The organism is Rhizobium cerradonense, assembly GCF_030182455.1.
GTDB lineage: Bacteria > Pseudomonadota > Alphaproteobacteria > Rhizobiales > Rhizobiaceae > Rhizobium.
This window is the reverse complement of the sequence record NZ_JAQJCK010000003.1, coordinates 183,897-206,239: the sequence shown is the minus strand read 5'-3', so window position 1 is coordinate 206,239 and position 22,343 is coordinate 183,897. Positions and strand designations below refer to the sequence as shown.

At 59.1% G+C, this 22,343-nt stretch carries 25 protein-coding genes; 11 read left to right on the top strand and 14 right to left on the bottom strand.

Annotation, left to right across the window (positions count from 1 at the left end):
* Positions 1-146: 146 nt before the first annotated feature.
* A complete protein-coding gene (locus PH547_RS08600) occupies positions 147-635 on the top strand; it encodes a GNAT family N-acetyltransferase (protein WP_104822404.1) in 489 nt (162 codons plus the stop codon).
* A gap of 37 nt (positions 636-672) precedes the next feature.
* Here PH547_RS08600 and PH547_RS08595 read toward each other — a convergent pair whose 3' ends face one another.
* Entirely contained in the window at positions 673-1,290 is a 618-nt protein-coding gene (locus tag PH547_RS08595) for a C39 family peptidase (protein WP_283051201.1), read from the bottom strand.
* A gap of 374 nt (positions 1,291-1,664) precedes the next feature.
* Here PH547_RS08595 and PH547_RS08590 point away from each other — a divergent pair, with 374 nt between their 5' ends.
* Positions 1,665-3,128, top strand: coding sequence for an AAA family ATPase (locus tag PH547_RS08590; RefSeq protein WP_260303415.1), 1,464 nt, complete (start codon positions 1,665-1,667; stop codon positions 3,126-3,128).
* 50 nt (positions 3,129-3,178) lie between these two features.
* Here PH547_RS08590 and PH547_RS08585 read toward each other — a convergent pair whose 3' ends face one another.
* The 4 genes from PH547_RS08585 to PH547_RS08570 all read right to left on the bottom strand — a co-directional run bounded on the left by PH547_RS08585 (position 3,179) and on the right by PH547_RS08570 (position 5,440).
* Entirely contained in the window at positions 3,179-4,093 is a 915-nt protein-coding gene (locus tag PH547_RS08585) for a cytochrome c (protein ID WP_285168003.1), read from the bottom strand.
* A 109-nt stretch (positions 4,094-4,202) separates the two neighbouring features.
* On the bottom strand, positions 4,203-4,646 hold the full coding sequence (locus PH547_RS08580) for a c-type cytochrome (protein WP_104822401.1): 444 nt from the start codon (positions 4,644-4,646) through the stop codon (positions 4,203-4,205).
* A 9-nt stretch (positions 4,647-4,655) separates the two neighbouring features.
* Positions 4,656-4,808 carry a hypothetical protein gene (locus tag PH547_RS08575; RefSeq protein WP_260303412.1) on the bottom strand — a complete coding sequence of 51 codons (153 nt, stop codon included), beginning with the start codon at positions 4,806-4,808 and terminating at the stop codon, positions 4,656-4,658.
* Positions 4,805-5,440, bottom strand: coding sequence for a LysE family translocator (locus PH547_RS08570; protein ID WP_104822400.1), 636 nt, complete (start codon positions 5,438-5,440; stop codon positions 4,805-4,807). Before PH547_RS08570 ends, PH547_RS08575 begins: the two co-directional genes overlap by 4 nt.
* A gap of 127 nt (positions 5,441-5,567) precedes the next feature.
* Between PH547_RS08570 and PH547_RS08565 the strand changes: the two genes are divergently transcribed.
* The gene (locus PH547_RS08565; RefSeq protein ID WP_285168000.1) at positions 5,568-6,269 is read left to right on the top strand and encodes a helix-turn-helix transcriptional regulator; all 702 of its coding nucleotides are present in this window, start codon (positions 5,568-5,570) and stop codon (positions 6,267-6,269) included.
* A 137-nt stretch (positions 6,270-6,406) separates the two neighbouring features.
* Here PH547_RS08565 and PH547_RS08560 read toward each other — a convergent pair whose 3' ends face one another.
* The 3 genes from PH547_RS08560 to PH547_RS08550 all read right to left on the bottom strand — a co-directional run bounded on the left by PH547_RS08560 (position 6,407) and on the right by PH547_RS08550 (position 8,567).
* A complete protein-coding gene (locus PH547_RS08560) occupies positions 6,407-6,913 on the bottom strand; it encodes an anthrone oxygenase family protein (protein WP_285167999.1) in 507 nt (168 codons plus the stop codon).
* Between the two features lie 84 nt (positions 6,914-6,997).
* Positions 6,998-7,852: a metallophosphoesterase gene (locus PH547_RS08555; protein ID WP_285167997.1), complete on the bottom strand. Its 855-nt coding sequence runs from the start codon at positions 7,850-7,852 to the stop codon at positions 6,998-7,000.
* Positions 7,853-7,964: 112 nt separating this feature from the next.
* Positions 7,965-8,567, bottom strand: coding sequence for a superoxide dismutase (locus tag PH547_RS08550; protein ID WP_104822396.1), 603 nt, complete (start codon positions 8,565-8,567; stop codon positions 7,965-7,967).
* Positions 8,568-8,730: 163 nt separating this feature from the next.
* Here PH547_RS08550 and PH547_RS08545 point away from each other — a divergent pair, with 163 nt between their 5' ends.
* On the top strand, positions 8,731-9,474 hold the full coding sequence (locus PH547_RS08545; RefSeq protein WP_285167996.1) for an aspartate/glutamate racemase family protein: 744 nt from the start codon (positions 8,731-8,733) through the stop codon (positions 9,472-9,474).
* Positions 9,475-9,640: 166 nt separating this feature from the next.
* Positions 9,641-10,147: a hypothetical protein gene (locus tag PH547_RS08540; RefSeq protein ID WP_285167995.1), complete on the top strand. Its 507-nt coding sequence runs from the start codon at positions 9,641-9,643 to the stop codon at positions 10,145-10,147.
* A gap of 41 nt (positions 10,148-10,188) precedes the next feature.
* Here the strand turns inward: PH547_RS08540 and PH547_RS08535 are convergent, their stop codons facing one another.
* On the bottom strand, positions 10,189-10,533 hold the full coding sequence (locus tag PH547_RS08535; RefSeq protein WP_104822394.1) for a nuclear transport factor 2 family protein: 345 nt from the start codon (positions 10,531-10,533) through the stop codon (positions 10,189-10,191).
* On the bottom strand, positions 10,520-10,822 hold the full coding sequence (locus PH547_RS08530) for a hypothetical protein (RefSeq protein ID WP_285167994.1): 303 nt from the start codon (positions 10,820-10,822) through the stop codon (positions 10,520-10,522). The genes PH547_RS08535 and PH547_RS08530 overlap by 14 nt, the downstream gene beginning before the upstream one ends.
* A gap of 56 nt (positions 10,823-10,878) precedes the next feature.
* Between PH547_RS08530 and PH547_RS08525 the strand changes: the two genes are divergently transcribed.
* Positions 10,879-12,120 (top strand): MFS transporter, encoded by a 1,242-nt coding sequence (locus PH547_RS08525; RefSeq protein ID WP_285167993.1) that lies wholly within the window; start codon positions 10,879-10,881, stop codon positions 12,118-12,120.
* On the opposite strand, the gene PH547_RS08520 is transcribed toward PH547_RS08525, so the two are convergent.
* Complete coding sequence (locus PH547_RS08520; RefSeq protein WP_104822392.1) at positions 12,117-12,368, bottom strand: DUF1488 family protein; 252 nt, start codon at positions 12,366-12,368, stop codon at positions 12,117-12,119. The two genes, PH547_RS08525 and PH547_RS08520, sit on opposite strands and share 4 nt — an antisense overlap.
* A 362-nt stretch (positions 12,369-12,730) precedes the next feature.
* Positions 12,731-13,618, bottom strand: coding sequence for a branched-chain amino acid aminotransferase (locus tag PH547_RS08515; RefSeq protein ID WP_104825023.1), 888 nt, complete (start codon positions 13,616-13,618; stop codon positions 12,731-12,733).
* A gap of 208 nt (positions 13,619-13,826) precedes the next feature.
* Between PH547_RS08515 and PH547_RS08510 the strand changes: the two genes are divergently transcribed.
* The 4 genes from PH547_RS08510 to zwf all read left to right on the top strand — a co-directional run bounded on the left by PH547_RS08510 (position 13,827) and on the right by zwf (position 18,677).
* Positions 13,827-14,867, top strand: a complete 1,041-nt coding sequence (locus tag PH547_RS08510; protein WP_285167991.1) for a zinc-dependent alcohol dehydrogenase family protein — start codon at positions 13,827-13,829, stop codon at positions 14,865-14,867.
* 106 nt (positions 14,868-14,973) lie between these two features.
* Positions 14,974-16,038 (top strand): patatin-like phospholipase family protein, encoded by a 1,065-nt coding sequence (locus PH547_RS08505; RefSeq protein ID WP_104822391.1) that lies wholly within the window; start codon positions 14,974-14,976, stop codon positions 16,036-16,038.
* A 187-nt stretch (positions 16,039-16,225) separates the two neighbouring features.
* Positions 16,226-16,996, top strand: a complete 771-nt coding sequence (gene tam / locus PH547_RS08500; RefSeq protein WP_104822390.1) for a trans-aconitate 2-methyltransferase — start codon at positions 16,226-16,228, stop codon at positions 16,994-16,996.
* A 181-nt stretch (positions 16,997-17,177) separates the two neighbouring features.
* Complete coding sequence (gene zwf, locus PH547_RS08495; protein WP_104822389.1) at positions 17,178-18,677, top strand: glucose-6-phosphate dehydrogenase; 1,500 nt, start codon at positions 17,178-17,180, stop codon at positions 18,675-18,677.
* Positions 18,678-18,704: 27 nt separating this feature from the next.
* Here the strand turns inward: zwf and PH547_RS08490 are convergent, their stop codons facing one another.
* Entirely contained in the window at positions 18,705-20,063 is a 1,359-nt protein-coding gene (locus tag PH547_RS08490; RefSeq protein ID WP_104822388.1) for a metallophosphoesterase family protein, read from the bottom strand.
* A gap of 83 nt (positions 20,064-20,146) precedes the next feature.
* The gene (locus PH547_RS08485; protein WP_104822387.1) at positions 20,147-20,539 is read right to left on the bottom strand and encodes a hypothetical protein; all 393 of its coding nucleotides are present in this window, start codon (positions 20,537-20,539) and stop codon (positions 20,147-20,149) included.
* 243 nt (positions 20,540-20,782) lie between these two features.
* Here PH547_RS08485 and PH547_RS08480 point away from each other — a divergent pair, with 243 nt between their 5' ends.
* Positions 20,783-22,312, top strand: a complete 1,530-nt coding sequence (locus PH547_RS08480) for a helicase HerA-like C-terminal domain-containing protein (protein ID WP_104822386.1) — start codon at positions 20,783-20,785, stop codon at positions 22,310-22,312.
* Positions 22,313-22,343 lie beyond the last annotated feature (31 nt).

Here is a 22,343-nt window from a genome sequence, read left to right as displayed (position 1 = left end):
CGCACGCGCTCCACAATCGCTCGTATTTTTGGCTGTACCTGTAAGGGGCGGCCGGGACAGATCATATTGTCAACAAGCCGCCGTCAGGCGGCTTTGTTGTATCGGCAGCGTCCTGACGGCATATTCGAAAAAGGACGCAAGACCTCATGCTGGACGATAGCGAAATTTCACTTCTCCGCCCGCCTGTCATCACCATCCGCAGCGCGCATCCGCGCGATTTGCCAGAATTGAACGACATGATCCGGCTGCTCGCCGCCCATCACGGCGATCCCTCCGCCGCGACGCCGGAACAGCTCGAACGAGATCTCTTCGGCCCCGTGCCGTGGATCACCGCGCTGGTGGCGGAAGGTGAAACCGGGCTGATCGGCTACGCCATCCTCGTGCCGCTCTACCGGGCGCAAGAAGGCCAGCGCGGCATGGACCTGCACCATCTCTTCGTGCGTGACGGCCATCGCGGCCATGGCATCGGTCAGCATCTCGTCGACCGCGCTCGCGAGATCGCCCGCAAGGCCGGCTGCGGCTACCTCTCCGTCAGTGCCTCGACCGGCAATGTCCAGGCACACCGCTTCTATGAACAAATGGATTTCAAGCCGCGCCCGGTCACCGGCATGCGCTATCTGCAGGCGCTTGCATGAGACAAACTATGCCGGGATCGCCAGAGATCTTCCGTCTTTAGAGATCGATGACGATCCCTCGTCCGGCGAAGAACCGGTCGAATATCGCCAGGGGCAATTCGACATTTTCACGCGTTGCGGACTCATGCCCGGAGGGATTGTGAAAGCGGATCGTGTCTGAGTTGACCGCCGTCACAAGGACAAGGTGTCCGCCCTTCGACGGCGGCTCGGTGTCCGGCCAGCGAATGGAGTGGTGGACGGAGGCGATGAAGAATTCGGATTGGGTCAGAATATCGCCGATATCTGCGACGGGAATTCCGGTGACGACCCTCGTGTTCAGGCCAAACCGATCTTTGACGAAGGGCACGAACGGCGCATAGATCAGCCCTTTGATCTTGCCATCCGGTTCTTCGACATAGCCGCCATAGTCCCGGCATCCCATGGCCAGATCCACGGTCGGCATGATTTCGCCCGTACGCGCGGCAAGAATCATTTTCAGGCAGGCCATGCCACACAGATTGCCGGCCCAGCGGGCATAATCCTCGACATCCCGCGCCCCCGAACCTGCCCAAAGCGGGTCCTTTAGCAGCGCGGCTCGCGCTCCTTCCGCTAGCACCGCCGTGGTCATATCAGGCGTCTCCCACTGGCTGAAATAAGGAATTCTGCGCTCTGCCATTCCGCCCATGATGACCCGCCTCTGCTCTGCAACCGAAATTGGTTGCGCTATAAACTTCAACCAAAATGTGCTAGAAAAAAGACCTGCCCTCTGGATCTCAGCCGAGGATACGTCTTGGAACAGCGGTTCACTTTTGACGGGGTGGGCTTCCCCTCGCGTTCCGTCGCGAGGCCCTCTGAGATCGTTGTGCGCATAACTGCGAAGGATAAGAAATTGAATCCCGACATCAGATAAAAATTGCAATATCAGGGGTAAGCTATTGACGCAGCACGTCCAATGCTCAAATTTACAACTACCACACTGCTATAAAAGTAATTTCAAACCTGTATTTGCACATCATCTCACATGGTCATCTGAACATCATGAACTCTGCAATGGATGCGTTAGCGGCTTGGAACGAACTTACCCGCACAATTAACCAGTTTAGGCTTGAGACACCGGCACTGGCGCAAGATACCAACTTGCAAGACTTCGATAAGTCAATGCAGCTTTCTGCACTCGCATTTTTGCTATTAATTTGCTCTGCGGAAAAATACACTATAAGCGACGCCGAAACGGCAATAATTAATACAATTCTTGGCGAAACTTATTCAAGTACACACTACAACAACCTCTTATATAACGCGAAAAGCCGAGATTTTCTACATAACTCGGCCATTTCGATCTTCACCTGCATGATGCAGATCGCTGCAAATTGGCAGCTTAGCCAAACCGGCGATTATATTGCAGCCAACGATCTCGTCATTCCGACGGTGGAAAAGATGGCATACGCGCTTTTCCTTGCAGACAACGCGATAAAACAGCAAGAGCTCGATGAGCTTTCCAAGCTTACTGGGCCGCTTCGGAATGTCGCTCAAGACTTGGATGCCGAACTAAAAGCCAAGAGAGCCGCTTTAGAGGCAAAGCCCGACGTTAATACCCACGCGGCTTCAAATGTGTCCGCAAACGGCACCGCGAATAAATCGATTGGAACCAGCGCTGCGGACAATTTGGAAGGATGCCTGCAAGAGCTAAATGCCCTCGTAGGCCTCCAAAACGTCAAGCTCGAAATCGAAAGCCTCGTCAATCTGGCAAAGATAATATCGCTTCGCCGGGAGAAAAATCTGCCAGTGCCAAATGTCATGTTCCACTTGGTATTCACCGGCAATCCAGGAACCGGGAAAACAACCGTTGCACGCTTGATTTCGCAAATCTATCGGCATCTTGGGCTGGTATCCAAGGGTCATCTAGTCGAAGTTGACCGGTCCGGGCTCGTTGCCGGTTTTGTTGGCCAAACCGCAGCGAGAGCGCGCAACGTTGTCGATAACGCGACGGGTGGGATTCTGTTCATTGATGAAGCCTATGCCCTTAAGAGTCGCTCCGAAAATGATTATGGGCAGGAAGCTATCGAGACGATCTTAAAATTGATGGAGGACAGACGCGATGATCTTGTTGTGATTGTCGCGGGATACACCGACAAGATGGCCGAGTTTTTGGATGCAAATCCGGGTCTCAGATCACGGTTTCCAAGAGTTATCGAGTTTTCCGACTATACTGCCGAGGAAATGCTCGAAATATTTCTGCGCGCGGCCCGAAAAGATCACTACGAAATCAGCGCCGATGCTAAAGCGCTGATACTTGAGGCATTTCAGGCTCGCAGCAATTCAAAGCCTGCTTCATTCGCAAACGGTCGCGAAGCTAGAAATCTGTTCGAGCGGGTGATCATGATGCAGGCCAACAGGATTGCCACTTCAATACAGATCACGGAAATAGAACTTATCACGGTTGACCGCCGTGACGTCGAACTGGCACTTACCTCACCAGCAAAGGAATTGAACGCGTTTGCAGATGCGGGCTGATTGGCAGCGTCTACACTACTCTCCCGTCTCTTCAGTTCGGACGGCAAGTCTCACCGCGCCGGCACCGCCTTCAGATAGGCGGCGATCGCCTCGCGGTCCGAGGCCGGCAGGCGGGCGATGTTTTGCTGGACTTCGGCCATCGAGCCGCCGACACTATCGAAATCGGGGGTGAAGCCGGTCTCCAGGTAGTTGGCGATATCGCCGGCGCTCCAGCCGCCCATGGATTTCGAACCGGGGGTGATGTCGGGGATGCGGCCCTTGCCTTCCGGGTTCGGGGCGCCGGCGAGCCACTGGTCCCTCAGAAAGCCGCCAAGCCCATCGCGCGGTGTGTGGCACTCGCCACAATGGCCGGAGCCTTCTACCAGATATTGGCCGCGCTTGATCTTGTCGTCGGCATTGGCGATGACAACGCGGGGCTGATCGTTGAAATAGAGGAACTTCCAGCCACCAAGCGCCAGCCTGATGTTGAAGGCGAACGGCAGTTCATGCGGCGGCGCGACGTTGTTGCTCTTCGGTAGTGTCTTCAAGAAACCCCAGAGGTCGTTGATGTCCTTGTCGCTCATACGCGTATAGGAGCCGTAGGGGAAAGCCGGATAGAGATGTTCGCCGTTTTTCCCGACGCCGCGCTTCATGGCGTTGCCGAACTCCGCAAGCGTCCAACTGCCAAGGCCGGCCTTTTCATCCGGTGAGATATTGGGGACATGAAACGTGCCGAAGGGACTCTTCAGCGCCAGCCCACCCGACAGAAGCAGTTTGGCATCGCCCTGCGCACCCGGCGCGGCATGACAGCTCGTACAGCCGCCTGCCCAGAACACCTGTTCGCCATTCTTGATATCGGGATCGCCCAAATTCGCCCAATGGCTGGCCGGCAAGGGCGACGGCGCGGTGACGACATAGAAAGCGCCGAAGCCGAAGATGACAACGCCGATCAGACAGAGCAGCCACCGGACAAATCGCGCAACCATGCCTCGCACTCCCCCGCATTCAGCGTGCACCGAAAAATACTAAAATCCGCATCGGCAGCAAAGCCGATGCGGATGCTTGAATTGATTTCGGGCTATGCCGACCTACCGCTCAGTCCTTCTTGATGCGGTAGGCCTGATGACAGGCGCCGCAATCGCCGCCCAAGGTCTTCAGCGTGGCACCGACGCCAGCCTGATCGGCCGGGAGCTGGGCAAGCGCGGTCTCGGCGTTGCTGGAGAGCTTGTTAGCCTTGGCCTTGAAGTCACTGAAGTTATCCCAGATCTTCGGATTGACCTCGGCATCGGTCTTGTCGCTGTTCGGGCCAAAATGGTCAGGGAAAGCCTTGGCGTTCTCGGCGATCGTCATCAGCGCGGCCTTGACGACCTCGGCGTCGTAGGGCTTGTCGCCCTTGGCGATGGCGCCGAGAGCGCCGGCAGCACCGCCGACCTTCTTCATCACGGCTATACGGGAATCATGCGTGCCATCGGCCGCAACGACGGAACCAAAGGCGACGCCGGCTAAAACCGTCGCAGCCACAATTGCTTTCCATTTCATACATCTCTCCTACGTGATCAGGACCGCAAATGCGGCCGGCGCGTTGTCACGGCCCACATGTTTGCCGGTTTCCGCACCGGCAATGAAGTCACAAAGTGGTGAGAGCTGAGCAAAATCAGCGTCATATTTCAGACATATACCAGATTTCGCGCCGGAAATCACGTCGCCCTCCATCCCTCCCAGACGGTGAAGACGGAAACTGCGAAAAGGAGCAGGCCGGCGACGCGGCCGGCAAAGGCGGTCGCCTGGGGATTGGCGACCAGCAGATCACGGCTGCGTCCGGCAGTGACCGCGAGCCCGCCATAGACGGCAAACTGCGTGACAATGGTCATCAGCCCCATGATGGTCGCTTGTACCCAGATCGGGCCGTAATCCGGTTTCAGAAACTGCGGATAGACGGCGAACACGAAGAGGTAGGCCTTGGGATTCATCATGCAGGTCACCGCTCCCTGACGAAAGGCCCGCCAGGTGGAGCGGCTGCCGGCTGGTCCGTCGTGGCCGACCGTGATCGAGCTGCGCATCAACGTGATGCCGATAAAGGCCATGTAGGCGGCGCCGGCAACGAGCAGCGGATTGAAGAGGATCGGTACGAAATGCATCAGTAGGCCGACGCCAAGCGCGCCGTTCAGCGAATGCACTACGCCGCCGAGCATGATGCCGCCGGTGGCGGCCAATCCTCTGTTGCGGCCGCCGGTCAGCGCATTGGCGAGTACGAAGAGCATATCCATGCCCGGCACGATGATGATGCCGAAGAGGAGGAGAAAGAAGAGCCAGAGATTTTCACTGTAATCCATGTCAGTTGCCCATTGTTTCCTGCGAGTGCGCCGCAGAGGAACCTGTTGATTTTCAAGCTAATAGGAAGTTTTATAGATCAACCCAACTGACAGGGTGTTGTCAGGAGCCTTCAATCGCGAGGGTGAAATGCGCAAGGCGTCGCGCCTGTTCGAGATCATCCAGATCCTGCGGCTGGCGAAAAAGCCAGTGACGGCGGCTGTCATTGCCGAGCGGCTGGAGGTGACGGTGCGCTCCGTCTATCGCGATATCGTGGCGCTGCAGGCTATGCGCGTTCCAATCGAGGGCGGGCGCGGCATCGGCTATATCTTGCGCCCCGGCTTCGACCTGCCGCCGCTGATGTTTTCGATCGAGGAGATGGAGGCGATCGTGCTGTCGCTGGCGCTCTTGGAGCGCACCGGAGACAATGAGCTCAAGCTCGCGGCCAAGCGCGTCAGCGCCAAGATCGCAGGCGCGGTGCCGCCGCCGCTGCGTCAGACACTCGATGCCAATGCGTTGCATGCCTGGGGCTTTGCTGCCCCCTCGGCCGCTGCCATCGACCTCGCGCTGGTGCGCCGCGCCATTCGCGACGAGGAAAAACTCGATCTCTCCTACCGCGACGAATTGGGCCGCGCCACCGAGCGCACCATCCGTCCCATCGCCCTCATCTATTATTCCGAAACCGCCAATATCGTCGCCTGGTGCGAGCTGCGCCAGGCCATCCGCAATTTCCGCAGCGACCGGATCGAAGGCTGCGAGGCGACCGGACTGTGGTTTAAGGGCGAAGGCGATGGATTGCGACAGACCTGGGTGAATGGGTGGCAGATCAACACCTCAACCGCAGCCGGCTGAGGTGTTCAGAGATGCTGAGGTGCGGTCGGGTCTTAGACGACCATGCCGCCAGAAACTTCGATGCGCTGGCGACGGCGCCCTTCATTATCGCATATGCTACGGCGGAGATGCGGATGGCAGCGGAATAGGGACAGGCGCTAGAGGGCAACCGCGGTCACCAACAGAATAAAAGCGAGCAATCCCAAGGCAGCGCGCGCGGCATGCGACCATTCCCAGCGGTCGCGCAGCATGGTCCAGTCCGGTTTGGTGGTCGTTTCGAGCCGATGGCCGCCAAATGGATCGTGGGAGAAGAAACCGGCCCCCAGCCCTTTCAGCTCGGTATCCTTGAGCCAGAAATTGTTGACCGGCTGCGTCAGCAACCAAAAGACGACGTGCATGACGACCATCGCGGCAAAGGCGGCGGCGAACAGCCAGAAGGCCAACGTGTTGGCTGGCGTCAGGAACAGGAGAAGCAGAAGCAAAAGAGCACCGATCGGCTCGGTAACACCGCCGATCGTAAAGCCCGGATAATAAATGCGCTGAACCGTCAGATAGTCTTCCTTGGACAGCCGCATCTTGCCCGGCAATTCCAGCAAATGCGCCAATGCCAGCGCCATGGCGACTGCGACGACTAAGATTGTCAGAATTTGCAATGTCGGAAACATCGGCTCCGCCTCAAAGCAGCTTCGGTTCCTAAACTTCTATCGGTGCGGATCGTTCCCTACAGGTTCAAAGGTGCCGAAGGTCATTTAGGCGCCCTGTAGTGCCAACACCCTGTTCTCCTCACGTCCGAATCCTTCAATTTCCAGCCGGTCCTCGTAAACCGAGACGATCGCATAGGCATTACTGTCCTCGGTATCGACCATGCCTTTGAAATTGATGAAATAGGTGCCGTCGACAAAGCCGAAATTGCCTTCATGATTATGGCCGCTGAGGTAGGCGACGACATGATCATGTTCGGCGAGCAGCGCCAGCATACGGTCGCTGTCGAGCGCGTTATGCGAATTTTCCGGGAGAATCGGGTAGTGGTTCATGATGACCACCTTCTCGCCTGCGGCTTTCGCCTTGAGTAGTTTGGCGGCGAGCCAGGCATGTTGTGTATCGCTGATGGCGGCATTCCAGCGCTGCGAATTCGGCGCGCCGGCCTCATGCAATGCCTTCATCAGGCCCTTAGCCTCCGCCCGGCGTGGATCGCCCTCCGGCGAGGCGAAAAGGCTGATTTCATTGCCATCAAGCACGATAAAACGATAACCGCCGTGAGCGAAGTCATAATAGGCAGACGGCATGCCGACACGGGCTGCGACTTCCGTCAAATGCTCCGGCGCGACGGCAAAGTCATGATTGCCGAGCAGAAAATGCCGCGCGTGCCGCAAGGTCTGGTAGACGGGCAAAACCGCGTCGAAACTCTCCCAGCGGCCGTCGATGATATCACCGAGAGTGACGACGAAGGCGAGATCATGCCGGTTGAATTCCGCAATCGCCTCTTTCAGCTTGGCGAGGCTCTTCGCCGGGTAGCGATCAAGTGCAAGGTTGGGCTCTAAGGCGGCATATTGCGGATCGGCAACGACACCGAAACGAAAGAGCGGAGCGGTGGGAGACGGCATGCGGCCTCGCTGAGAAAGTAGCCGACAGTAACGAGACGCTTGTCAGCGGCAGATACGAAAACACCCGACGCTATGCAGCGCCGGGTGTGAAAGCAAGCCGAGACGGCAAAGCTTATTTCGTGGCGGCTTCGTAGCGTTCCAGGACGTAGTCCCAGTTGATCAGGCTATCGATGAAGGCCTCGAGGTATTTCGGACGCAGATTGCGGTAGTCGATGTAGTAGGAGTGTTCCCATACGTCGACGCCGAGGATCGGCGTGGCGCCATGAACGAGCGGGTTTTCGCCGTTCGGGGTCTTGGAGATTTCGAGCTTGCCGTTCTTGACGGAAACCCAGGCCCAGCCGGAGCCGAACTGGGTGGCGCCGGCAGCGGCGAAATCGGCCTTGAACTTGTCGTAGCCACCGAGATCGGAAGCGAAGGCTGCTTCGAGCTTGCCCGGAAGCTTGTTGCCGCCGCCGCCCTTCTTCATCCACTTCCAGAAATGGATGTGGTTGTAGTGCTGAGCAGCATTGTTGAAGAGACCGGCATTGGTGCCGAAGGACTTCTTCACGACCTCTTCGAGAGAGAGATCGGAAAGACCCGCTTCAGCCGCCAGCTTGTTGCCATTGTCGACATAGGCCTTGTGGTGTTTGTCGTGGTGAAACTCGAGGGTTTCACGCGACATGAAGGGGGAAAGCGCTTCGTAATCATAGGGAAGTTCAGGCAATTCGAAAGCCATGGTCTTATCTCCTCTTGGCAAAAAATTGCGTCGGCAGGTGATCGGGAACATAGGAGGGGACGGTGTGAAGGGCAACCGGCGACATGCCAAAAAATCATGAGGTCGAGGAAAATTTACCCTTGTTTGCGCTGCTATTTTTGCCGCTCCTGGCATGGAGACGCCGATGGCGAAAAAAGCGATCAAATCAAGCCATGGTGAAGCGCAAGCGGAGCCGTTAGGATTTCCCGCCATATCACTCGATTTTCAAAGATTGCCCATGCTCATCGCCTGCCTGCACACCGCCGAAAGCAACATCGCCATCTACGACGAGGCGGCAAAGGAACTTGGCCTACCGGCCGGCGCTCTTCGACACCATGTCCGCGCCGATCTTCTCTTTGCCGCCGAACGGGCGGGCGGACTGACGCCGGAGATCGAGGCGGAAACGGCTGCGGTCCTGCAGCAGCTTGCACAGGACGCTGATGCCGTCGTGCTCAACTGCTCTACCCTCGGCCCTGCGGCCCTGCTAGCGGCAAACACGTCGACGGTGCCCATTGTCAGAGCCGATGGCGCGCTCGCGGAAAATGCGGTGAAAGCCGGCGGCAAAGTCGCGGTCCTCTGCACCACCGAGACGACCATCGCTCCAACCACCCGCCTCTTCGAAGAGGCAGCGAGAACGACAGGCGCTGAGATTGATCTCCGCCTGATCAAGGGCGCATGGGCGCTATTCCGGGCCGGTGAACAGGACGCTTATCTGACAGGGATCGCCGATGCAGCGGCCGCGGCCTATCGTGAAGGGGCGAAGACGGTGGTCTTCGCGCAGGCATCTATGACCGGTGCGGCGGCACTGTTGGGTAACGAATATGCGCGGCCTATGACCGGTCCGACCGTAGCACTGGAGGCGGCTATGACGGGAATTGCCGTAAGCTAAACATGACAGCGTCCGAACTTGCGGTTCAACATCGGGTGAACAGCCATTGACAGCCTACCAACTAGTAGGTTAAGCATTCGGTCATCTGAGGGCGAAGCTTATAAAAGCGTCCGTAGCTTGCCCCTAAAAACTACCTACTAGTCGATATATAAAAAGGAAATCCACCATGCCCGCTCCTCTTTCCTTGCTCGGCGAACTTCATACCGTCATCAGCTTCGTACCGATCGTTGCAGGGCTCTACAGCTTTGCCAAGCATGGCGACATCAAGCCTGAGATGCGGTCGGGACAGATCTATCTCGGTGGATTGGCGCTGTCGGTGGTGACCTCCTTCGGACTCTCATCTACAGGCGGGTTCAATCCGGGGCACGCGCTCGGCATCGTGGCTCTGCTGGTGGCATCAGTGGCAATTTTGGTGGGAAGAGTGAGCTTTCTCGGCCGGTTGCGGGCCTATCTGAAGGCGTTCGGCCTGTCCTTCACCTATTTCCTGCTCTGGGTTCCCGGCATCAACGAAACACTCTCGCGGCTGCCGCCGTCGCATCCGATCGGCAACGGTCCGGATTCGCCGTCAGTGCAGATGGCTTTGCTCATCTGGCTGATCCTGTTTGCCGCCGGCAGCCTCCTGCAAGCCTGGACGATCCATCGCGGTCATGCGCTATCTCGGGCGAGAGCGTAAGCTGAGTGAAGGGCCGGCTTTTTGGGCTGGCCCGCTATTTCCTAGACATCGCGTCCAAAGTAGACGTTCACCTCTGCGATCCTGTCGCCGGTAAAGCGGATCATCTCCACATTGCGAAAGCTGCCTCCGTCCATCTTTTCGGCGCGATAACCGACGATCACCTCGTCGCGGTCCGGCACGAGATGTTCGATATGAATGGCGCGGAAGACCTTCTCCTTCGGCCAGCAATGTTTAAAATATTGGTCGCGGTCGATGTGATCGTCGCGCGGGCTGGAAAAGGTAAAATCGCTCGTCAGCATCGGGCGGACGACATCGGGATGTTGGGCGACATAGGCGGCATAGAGCCGCCGCACCGTGTCGCAACGGGCATTATCAAGAGTGCTCATGGCGCATCTCCTCTCTCTCCGGCGACGTTTCGGATATCGATTGGCCGCCAGCAATCCGATTGCAAAATGCAATCAGTTTTATATCATGAGATGACAGAACCGACAAGGCGCTTTGCGGACTTGGCATCGCCAATGGCGTGGTCCAGACTATCGTCATAATCGACATCAACAGGAAGCCGTCGCCATGTCGGAGGCTCGTCAAATATTGGAAAAATTGCTCCGCCTTGCGGAGAAATACCGGCTCGGTCGTTCCGATCTCTTCAGCCGCGGCGACCTGCTTGCCGGGCATATCCTCGCTGCCGGCCGCCGGGAATTATTTTATGCGTTGAATGCAAAGGCCAAGAAATGACTGCTGAGACACGATGGGAAGCGGCCGCGCCGGCCGAACCGGAAACTGCCTATTGGATGCGGAATCTGATCATCTGCCTCATCGGCTCCTTCACCACCATCGTGGCGATGACGCTGCTGCTTCCCTTCCTGCCGCTCTATGTCGAGGAGCTTGGCGTCACCGACAAGGCGGCGATCGTGCAATGGTCCGGCATCGCCTATGGCGCCACATTCTTTGCCGCCGCCTTCGTCGCGCCTCTCTGGGGTCGGCTCGGCGATATCTATGGCCGCAAGCTGATGCTGGTGCGCGCGAGCCTCGGCATGACGGTGGCGATCTCGCTGATGGGAATGGCGGGCAGCGTCTGGCAGTTGGTGGCGCTGCGCCTGTTTACCGGGCTTGCCGGCGGCTACGCCTCCGGATCGATGGTGCTGGTGGCAACGCAAACGCCGAAACATCGCTCGGCCTGGGCGCTCGGCGTATTGTCTTCCGGGATCATGGCCGGCAATCTGGTCGGACCGCTGATCGGCGGCGCCCTGCCACCCATCATCGGCATTCGCGGCACCTTCCTGCTGGCGGGCGGCGTGATCTTTTTCACCTTTCTCGCGACCACCTTCCTGATCCGGGAAGAGAAATCGCCAGCGCGAAAGAAGGCAGCGAAGGCAAGTGGCGGCTGGGCTTCCATATCAGACAAACGGCCAGCCATCGCCATGTTGTCGATCGGCCTGCTGCTGATGCTCGCCAATATGTCGATCGAGCCGATCATTACCGTCTATGTCGCCCAGTTCGTCGAGGGCGCTCACGTCACGATGATTTCGGGCGTGGTCATGGCTGCGGCCGCACTTGGCAGTATCCTGTCCGCCTCATGGCTCGGCAAGCTTGCAGATCGCATCGGCCATTGGACTGTGATCATGGCAGCTCTCGCGGTCGCGGCACTGCTGTTGATCCCGCAGGCTTTCGTAACTGCGGCTTGGCAATTGATTGCGCTGCGCTTTCTGATGGGCATCGCGCTCGGCGGACTGCTGCCCTGCATCACCGCCGTCATCCGCCACAATGTTCCGGACGCGGCGGCCGGCAGCATTCTTGGCCTCTCGATCTCCTCACAATATGTCGGTCAGGTGGTCGGCCCTGTTTTGGGCGGCTTTATTGGCGGCCATATCGGCATGCGCGCCGTGTTTCTCGGCACCTGCGTGCTGCTGGCGATCGGCGCGATCTATTGCTGGTGGGTCAGCCCGAAGAAAGAGCCAAAAGAAATTCGTTAGCGGAAATCATTCGCGGTCAGGATGTATAGGCGTCGGCTGCCATAGCCATAGGCCCTTTTGGCGACCTTCTGGATCGCGTCGCGTTCGGCGTCGAAGGCGGCAAGATAGCCTGCTTCGGTATTGGCGTCCGGAAAGACATCCGCTTCGACGAGAAACGGGACCTCAAACATGCCGTCGTATCCGCTAAACCGGATACGACGCGCCGAGGCATCATAACTGCGGCTGCGGTTCGGAAAGCTTAGACTCATCGCCGACCTCCTCTGAAACAAAGCGTCCCCGACGGTCCCGCAGGAACCGGCGGCTTCAATCGCTCCCGACGTCACCAAGTAAACCCGAACAACATTGAATAGATGACGAACCCGGTCGCCGCGATAACACAGAGCTGCAAAAACAGCCTGTAATAGTCGAAGAGATAGACAGAAGGGGGAAGAGATATTTTCATGGCGGCCTCCTCAATAGCTTTGCCGGCCCACCTCATTTTACCACAAATGCTATCTTCACACCGCCCAATTTAACTATGTCCGACCGCAGATGAAATCGACACCGGAGCGCGCGAGGGCTTCCAGCGTTTCGCGCGGCACATTACCCTTCCCGATCTAGGAGAAGGGTTTCACTCTTCGCTGGCGCTGCGCCCGTAAGCCCAGTCCATGTAAAGTTCCAGCGCCTTGCGGGCGATCGGACCCTGCTGGAATTCGCGGTCGTCGAGACGGTTGACCGAAACCACCTTGGAATAGTTGCCGGTGGTAAAGATCTCGTCGGCTGCCATGAATTGCTCAACCGAGAGCGTCTCCTCCCGCACGTCAAACCCTGCCTGGCGCAACAGGCCCATGACGCGGGCGCGGGTGATGCCAGCGAGGAAGGTGCGGTTGGCGACCGGCGTGTAGATGATGCCGTCCTTGACCATGAAAACGTTGGACGAGGCAGTCTCGACGACATTACCGTTCATGTCGCGCACCAGCGCATTGTCGAAGCCGCGCTTCTTCGCTTCCACGATCATGCGGCCGCTGTTCGGATAAAGCGAGCCGGCCTTGGCGTCGGTCATGGCGGTTTCCGGCGACGGGCGGCGGAAGGGCGAGACAGTCAACGTCACGCCGCCATGGCCGCCCAGCGGCGCTTCAAACAGGCAAAGCGCGAAACAGGTCGATTCTGCATCGACGGCGACGACACTTCCCGCCGAGCCGTGTTCACCCCAATACATCGGCTTGATGTAGATCGGCGTCTTGCCGTCGAACTTCTCCACGCCTTCCCAGGCGAGCGCTTCGATTTCCTCAGCGGACTTGAGCGGCTTCAGGCCCATGGCGAGCGCGGAGCGGTTGACGCGCTGGCAGTGGAGGTCGAGATCGGGCGCGATACCGTCGAACCAGCGGGCGCCGTCGAACACGGTCGAGCCCAGCCACATGGCGTGCGATGTCGGGCCGATCAGCGGCGGGTTACCGGTGAGCCATTCTCCATCGACATAGGTCCAGGTTGTGGTGCGGGGGGATGTATCGACGGCCATGATGATTTCCTCCTGAAAGCCGCAAGAAGGAAAAACCCGCACAACCTGGGGGTCAAGCGGAAACTTCCGCTTGAAATCCATTCGCAACAAAGCGCCGGAAGCCGCATTCCCGGCGCAATTTTCATGCGCCGAAACAATAGCTTGACGAATGGATGAATCAGGAAAAATGATGGACGATACCAACTGCGGCAGAATGCGTGAGAGTCCCATGAAAGCGATGTATTACGAGGCCTTCGAGGCCACACCCGATATTCGTACCCTTCCCGACCCCACGCCCAGCGAGGACGGCGTCGTGATCGCCATCGGCGCCACGGGGCTTTGCCGCAGCGATTGGCATGGCTGGATGGGCCATGATCCCGATATCAAGCTGCCGCATGTGCCCGGCCATGAACTTGCCGGCAAGGTGGTAGCGACCGGTCGGGGCGTCGTTCGCTTCAAGGTCGGCGACCGCGTCACCGTACCCTTCGTTTCCGGCTGCGGCCATTGCGCCGAATGCCATTCCGGCAATCAGCAGGTCTGCCCAAACCAATTCCAGCCCGGCTTCACCCATTGGGGGTCCTTCGCCGAATATGTGGCGATTGATTATGCCGACACTAATCTCGTCCACCTACCGGAGACGATCGACGACGCGACGGCGGCGAGCCTCGGCTGCCGTTTCGCCACGTCTTTCCGCGCCGTCGCCGACCAAGCCAGGACGCGTCCGGGCGAATGGATCGCGGTGCATGGCTGCGGCGGCGTCGGCCTGTCCGCCATCATGATCGCAAGCGCGCTCGGCGCGAATGCCATTGCCATCGATATTTCCGACGAGAAGCTGGCTTTCGCCCGCGAATGCGGCGCGGTAGCGACGATCAATGCGGCTGGCGTGGCCGATGTCACGGAGGCTGTGCGGGAGATCACCAAGGGCGGCGCGCATGTGTCTATCGATGCGCTCGGCCATCCCGTCACCTGCTTCAATTCCATCAAGAATCTCCGCCGCCGCGGCCGGCATGTGCAGGTCGGCCTGATGCTGGGCGAACATGCGGCGCCGCAAATCCCGATGGCGCAGGTGATCGGCCATGAGCTGGAAATCTACGGCAGCCACGGCATGCAGGCTTGGCGTTACGACGCCATGCTGGACATGCTCGCCGCTGGCAAGATCGCCCCACAAAAGCTGATCGGCCGCAAAATCAGCCTGGAAGAGGCCGTGCCGGCGCTGATGGCGCTGGACAAGGCGGAAGGTACGGGCATCAGCGTGATTACACGTTTTTAGGCATTCTCTCCCCTCCACAAGAGGTAGGCGAGAACGCTCCGCTTTCATTGATCGATGCAATGCCGCTGCTATCTTTGCCGACGGGCAGATATAGGAGGGGAATTCCATGACAATGCGGTTCATCCTATCCATCGACGGCGGCGGTATTCGCGGGCTCATTCCGGCGCTCATCGTGGCCGAACTCGCGAAGCGGCTGAACGGCTTGCCGATGTACAAAGCCTTCGATCTGATCGCCGGCACGTCGACCGGCGGGATCATCGCAGCCGGGCTCACCTGCCCGCACCCTTCCGGCAACGGCGATGCCGCCTGCACGCCGGATGATCTCGTCAAGCTCTATGCCAAAGAGGGGCAGGATATTTTCGGCACGACACTGGTGTCGAAAATCATCAATCTCGGCGGACTGGCGGAGGAGCGTTACGATGCAGCGCCATTGGAAGCGAAGCTGCAGGTCCGGCTGGGAACCGCCGAGATTGCCGCCGGGCTGACCAAGGTGCTGATCACGGCTTACGACATCAAGGCACGCCAGGCGCTGATCATGTCCAATTCCGACGATGAAAACAGCCATTTCCGCTATTGGGAGGCTTGCCGCGCCACCTCCGCCGCGCCGAGCTATTTCGAGCCGGCGCTGATCGAAAATTTCGCCAAACCCGTCGATGATCCGAACCGCTCCGTCCCCTTGATCGACGGCGGCGTCTTCGCCAACGATCCTATCCTCGCCGCCTATGTCGAAGCCCGTAAGATGGGCTGGGAGAAAGGCGGCAACTCTGTCGTGGTTCTGTCGCTCGGCACCGGCCAGCAGAACCGTCCTATTCCCTATCAACAGGCAAAAAGCTGGGGCGCACTCGGCTGGATCAACCCCGCCAACGGTACGCCGCTGATTTCAATCCTGATGCAAGGCCAGGTATCGACAGCCTCCTACGAGGCCAATTCGCTGCTCAACCCTGCCAAGACGAAGATGGTTGACGGGTCGACGCAGGTCACACCGGCCAATGTGGGCAAGCTTGCCTATTTTCGCATCGACGGCGCGCTCGTCGGCGCCAACGACGAACTGGATGATGCCTCTGACGGCAACATCGACGCGCTGACGAACGTCGCGCAACAACTCATCGCCCGCAATACGGCAGCGCTGGATGAGGTGGCAAAGCGCATCCTGGCGGTGAAGGGAAAATAGAAGGCGTCGCACAATAGCTCTCGGCACCTATCCCCGATCAGCGATCTCCTGGGCCATTTGCCGCACGAGGGTCGAAATTTCACCCCTGGCGATCTCGCCCATGAAATGATCAAACTCCACAGGCCCAATATCGACAAGGTCCGGGTCCACTCGTATCGGGCATACAAGCTGATGAAGAGGATAAGTCATGGCATGGTCTGCCGGCCAATATGTGAAGTTCGAGGATGAACGCACGCGCCCGGCGCGTGACCTACTCGCGCAGGTGCCGTTGGAGCGCGTAGATCGCGCTATCGATCTCGGCTGCGGGCCTGGCAACTCGACGGAGCTGATCGTCGAACGCTACGGTGCCGCCGGCGTTTCCGGGCTCGACAGCGACGAGAACATGCTGGAGGCGGCCCGCAAGCGCATGCCCGGCACGGAGTTTCTCAGGGCCGATCTTGCCACTTGGCAGCCGGAAGAACCTGTCGATCTGCTTTTTGCCAACGCCGTTTTCCAATGGCTGCCTGATCACATCGACATTTTCGAACGGCTGATGGACGGGTTGAGGCCAGGCGGCGTGCTCGCCATCCAGATGCCAGACAATCTGACCGAACTCAGCCATTTGATGATGGAGGAGACAGGAAAAGACGGCCCCTGGAGTGAGGCCTTTGCCAGAAAGAGCGTGCGTCGCAATCCCCTTCCCTCGCCCTCGGCCTATTACAACCGGCTGATCGGCAAGTCCGCCCGCATCGACCTCTGGCACACCAACTACAATCATCCGCTGGAAAATGCCGCCGCCATCGTCGAATGGGTCAAGGGCACGGGCCTGCGCCCCTATCTCGATCATGCCGCGCCTGAGCATCGCGATGCTTTTGCGGCCGACTATCTCGCGCGCATCGAAAAGGCCTATCCGCCATTGGTGGACGGCAAAGTCCTGCTGCGGTTTCCGCGGCTGTTTATGGTGGCGGTAAAGAAGTAGGCGCCATGTAGCATTTATACTGTGGCGACGTGCCTCGGAGCGCAACCCTTTCGAAAAGCGATTCCGGTTTTCTCGATCTTGGGTTAGAACATCCTCGCCCAAGCATCAGCACAACCGGCTGAAGGAGAAGATTCATGTCGTCCAGAAACCTGATCTCCCTATTCCCGACGGAGGTGCGTTCGTGACCGGCTTTACCGTTCCCCCCGCTCCGCCGCTGACGCTCGTCATCTTCGGTGCAACCGGCGACCTGACGCGCCGGTTGCTGATGCCGACGCTGATCAACATGACTAAGGCCGGCATGTTGGGCGACGATCTGCGTGTGCTCGGCGTCAGCATCGAACCTGGTGGCGACGAGTTCCTGGTCGAGCGTCTTGACACCTTCCTCGCCACAAACGGAATGGAGCAAGCGCAGCAGAGCGACGCCTGGCAGAGGTTGAAGACGCGCATCTCATATATTTCCGGAGACTTCACGCAGGGCGCAATCTATCAGGAAATCACCGATCGGCTGCAGCATGCGCCGAGCGCCAATGCCGCTTTCTATTTTGCCGTGCAGCCGCGCTTTTTCGGCGACATCACCAGCCGCTTAGCCGAGCATGGGCTTCTTGACGAAACCGCCGGCGTCTTCCGGCGCATCGCCATCGAGAAGCCGTTCGGTCATGACCTCGCTTCGGCGCAGATGTTGAACGCGACGCTTCTGCACAGCGCGGACGAGAGCCAAATCTATCGCATCGACCATTTCCTCGGCAAGGAAACGGTGCAGAACATCATGACGACGCGCTTTGCCAACATGATGATCGAAGCCCTGTGGAACAACAACTACGTCGACCATGTGCAGATCACTGCCGCGGAATTGGTGGACGTCGGTACGCGCGGCAAGTTCTACGACGCGACAGGCGCTTTGCGCGATATGGTGCCGAACCATCTGTTCCAGCTTCTTGCCATGGTGGCCATGGAACCGCCGAACAGCTTCGACGCAGAATCCGTCCGAAACGAAAAGGGTAAGGTGCTAAAGGCGCTGCGCCACTATTCGCGAGACGAAGCGGCGAAAAACGCCGTGCGCGGCGCCTACACCGCCGGACCACTCGACGGCAAAGATCTGCCGGCCTACACAGAGACGCCGGATATCGCGCCAGACAGCAATACCGAAACCTACGTGGCGCTGAAACTTTTCGTCGACACCTGGCGCTGGGCAGGCGTGCCCTTCTATCTGCGCACGGGCAAGGCCTTGAGGGCCCGTGACACTGAAGTCGTCATCACCTTCCGGCAAGTACCTTTCGCGCAATTTCCCCGCGCGGCCGCGCGACCGGACCTGCCACCGAACAAGCTGATCATTCAGGTGCAGCCGAACGAAGGGCTGCAGATGGGAATCTCCATCAAATCGCCGGGGCTGGTCCTAAAGACCTCGCCGATCGAGCTCGACTTCCGTTATGCCGACCACTTCGACATCGGTCATCAGACGGGCTATGAATCGCTGCTCTACGAACTCTTCGTCGGCGACCAGACTCTGTTCCAGCGTGCCGACAGCATCGAAGCCGGCTGGGCGGCCGTGCAGCCTTTCCTTGATCTCTGGGCCGACGGCAGCAAACCCGATCCTTACGCGCCAGGCAGCATGGGACCGGCCTGCGCAGACGAACTCATCGGACGCGACGGCCGCGTCTGGCATCGGATTGGAGACGATTGAGGCGTAAAGGGGAAGGCCGCGCAGCGCCTATCCCACTGCAAACGCTACCTCCAACCCCTCGCCCATGAAGGCGCGGTCTTCAGTGCCGCGCTGACCATGGCCAACGCTCCATTGCGCCGGCCAGACCAAGCGTTCAAGGCCGGTGGCGGAAGCTCCGTCGAATGAAGTCCATCTGTCATCGCCATGCATGCGATAAAGCATGCCGCCTGGCCCCATGCCGGCATGCAGAGCGATATCGACATCGAAGGACTGACCGGCTGCGAGATCAGGCCCGAACCAGTAATGCGGGCTGCGGCCGGGATCGCGACCAAGAATCAAGGTCAGCGTTTGCCTCGGACCACGCAAGCCGAGCCAGAACGGCGCGATGGCATCGGCGTTGAAGGCAGAGAAGAGTGTTTGGGCTGGCGGATGTGCCGCCTTCGGCATGCGGCCCCTTATCCGCAATTCGATGATGCGATCATTGTTCATCGAGCCGGTAAAGCTGGCTCGATGCATCCCGGGTGACAGGGTTTGCCAGCTCTCGGGATCGGCCGGCTTGAAAGGCCATTGCAATCGTTCGCGAACGATGCCGTCCGTATCCAGCACCTGATAGCGAAGACCGTCCGCATCGAGTGCCGCCTGGATGCAATGAAGATATTCCACGCCCTCCGGCATTCTATGCGCAGTGCCTGCGCCGGAGGTGCAAAGCTGCAGGACGCCGCGGTGAACCTGGACGTCGAAGGCGAGGATATGGCTGCAGACATAGGCCAGAACGTCCGCTTCCACCAGAATATCCCAAAATCGCTTGGTGTAATCCGGGCCGACCTCGCGCTGATAGGATCCGGAAAAACCGTTGATGGGGAAAACCGGGTGATGGCCGAGGACGATCTTATGGCGTGCATCTCCATGCTGTTTCAGCGTTGCCTCCAGCCACTCTGTCTCGACATGACCCTCGCCACCGAGACCGGTCCACAGCGTATGGACGAAAACAAGGAGGAGATCGCCGCGGCGCACCCAGTAAGACAGGCCTTCCTGGCCTGGCGGACCGTTTTGTGGAAGCTGCAGGACCTCGCGAAAGACCTGCTCGCTCATTTCATCATAGGTGGTGTGATTGCCGGTCGTGTGCCAAAGCGGCGTTTTCCGTCGGTCGAGCCAGCCCATTTCATGCTCGAACCAATGCCGCCATTGCGCCCTCAAGGCTTCCGGATCGGCGGTCAGGCCAATGATCTCGTCGCCCGGAAACAGGATGAATTCCGGCGGCGGATCAAGCCGGCGCAGGACGGCGTTGACGGCGACGAAGGTCTCTTCGTGCAGCGCGCCTGGAACTCCGGAACAAGAATCGCCATAGAGCACGAACCGATGGCCAGGCCCGTTCGGTAACAGCGATGGAATGGAATTGGCGGCCATGGGACAATTTGCAACCTGCTGAATGATCAAACAAAAAAGCCCCGCGATCAGACCGCGGGGCCTTCGTCACAAATGACAGCATATTACAGGAACTGGCTCAACCCCGGCACGGAATTGACGACCTCATCGACCACCTCATCGCCGGCATGTTCGCGGGCGGTCGCGATGGTTTCCTTGGCGAGCGAGGAAATTTCGCCCATGTTGAGACCGCTGCTCATCAACGACTGGCCGAGCGCCATGAGACCGCCGCCACCGCCAACGGCGCTCAGAAGGCCGCCGAGCAGACCGCCGGACGTTTCCTCCCCGTTATATTGCGCCACCAGATCGGACGCACCGGGGATGGACTCGATCATCTTGGTGACCGGGCCATCCGGGGCTTCGCGCTGTAGGAAGCCCAGCATCATGCCAACGGCCTTCTCTGCAATATCGGGTGAAATGCCGGCTCTCGTTGCGATCTGATCAATAATCTCGTTCATTCTGGCCTCCTGCCTGTTACTTATGACGTGAACGTCAACGTAATTGAATGCGCCGACCGACTCAAGTCTGTCCGGGTTGTGTGCGACACTACCGGAAGCATCACCATGAAGCGAACGGTTGTCCCCATTCAAGTCTCTTCTTATAACAGCGTCAGGACAAAACAATGAATGGGCCTCTGGCACCTCTCGCCCCTAAAACTTCTCGGGGTTGCAGTGCCGCCGTCCAAAGGGAGACGACGCCTGATGCCGCAACAGGATGAACAGATTTTCGTCGGCGCCAGCCGCAATCCGGACGACAGCATCAATAAGGACGAATATCTGACGCTGAAATTCGGCAATCGCCACGGCCTCGTCACCGGCGCGACAGGCACCGGCAAGACGGTGACCCTGCAGGTGCTGGCGGAGGGTTTTTCCAAAGCCGGCGTGCCCGTCTTCTGCGCCGATATCAAGGGCGATCTCTCCGGTATCGCCGCCAAGGGCGAGCCGAAGGATTTCCTTTTGAAACGGGCCGAGGAAATTGGTCTGAAGCCCTACGAATTCGAACAATTCCCGGCGATCTTCTGGGATCTCTACGGCGAAAAAGGCCATCGCGTGCGCACCACCATCGCCGAGATGGGGCCGCTGCTGCTGGCACGGCTAATGAACGCATCGGAGGCGCAGGAGGGCGTGCTCAACATCGCATTCAAGATTGCCGATGACAATGGGCTGGCGCTGCTCGACCTCAAGGATTTCCAGGCCTTGCTCAACTATATGGGCGACCATGCGAGCGAGCTTTCCAGCCAGTTCGGCCTGATCTCGAAGTCATCCGTCGGCTCGATCCAGCGTGCTTTGCTGGTGCTGGAGCAGCAGGGGGCGGAAAACTTCTTCGGCGAGCCGGCGCTGAAGATTTCCGACATCATGCGCGTCAGCAATGATGGCTATGGGCAGATCTCGGTGCTTGCCGCCGACAAGCTGATGATGAACCCAAGGCTTTACGCCACCTTCCTGCTGTGGCTGCTGTCCGAGCTCTTCGAGGAACTGCCGGAAGTCGGCGATCCTGAAAAGCCGAAGCTGGTCTTCTTCTTCGACGAGGCGCACCTGCTCTTCAACGATGCGCCGAAGGTGCTGATCGAGCGCGTCGAACAGGTGGTGCGCTTGATCCGCTCCAAGGGTGTCGGCGTCTATTTCGTCACGCAGAACCCGCTCGACGTGCCAGAAACCGTGCTCGCCCAGCTTGGCAACCGCGTTCAGCATGCGCTGCGCGCCTATTCGCCGCGCGAACAGAAGGCAGTCCAGACGGCCGCCGAAACCTTCCGGCCTAACCCGGCCTTCAACTGCGCCGAAGTCATCACCACGCTCGGCACCGGCGAAGCGCTGATCTCCATGCTTGAAGGCAAGGGCGCGCCCTCGATCGTCGAACGCACCTTGATCCGCCCGCCGTCGGGTCGCATCGGCCCGGTGACCGATACCGAGCGCCAGGCCGTCATCAACGACAGCCCGGTCGCCGGCCTCTACGACGAGACGGTCGATCGCGAATCCGCCTTCGAAATCCTCGCCGCCCGCGCCGGCAAGGCGGCCGAGCAGGATGCCGCCAAACAGGACGACGGAAGCGCCGGCGGCCGCTGGACGCTCCCCGGCTTCGGGGATGACGATGACAAACCGGCAAGCCGCGGCCGTTCCGGCTACCAGCGCGAAACGATTTTGGAAGCAGCGATGAAGAGCGCCGCACGTACGATCGCGACGCAGGTTGGACGGGCGCTGGTGAGAGGGATTCTGGGTAGCTTGAAGCGGTAGCGGACCCCTTCTCCCCTCGGGGAGCAAGTGC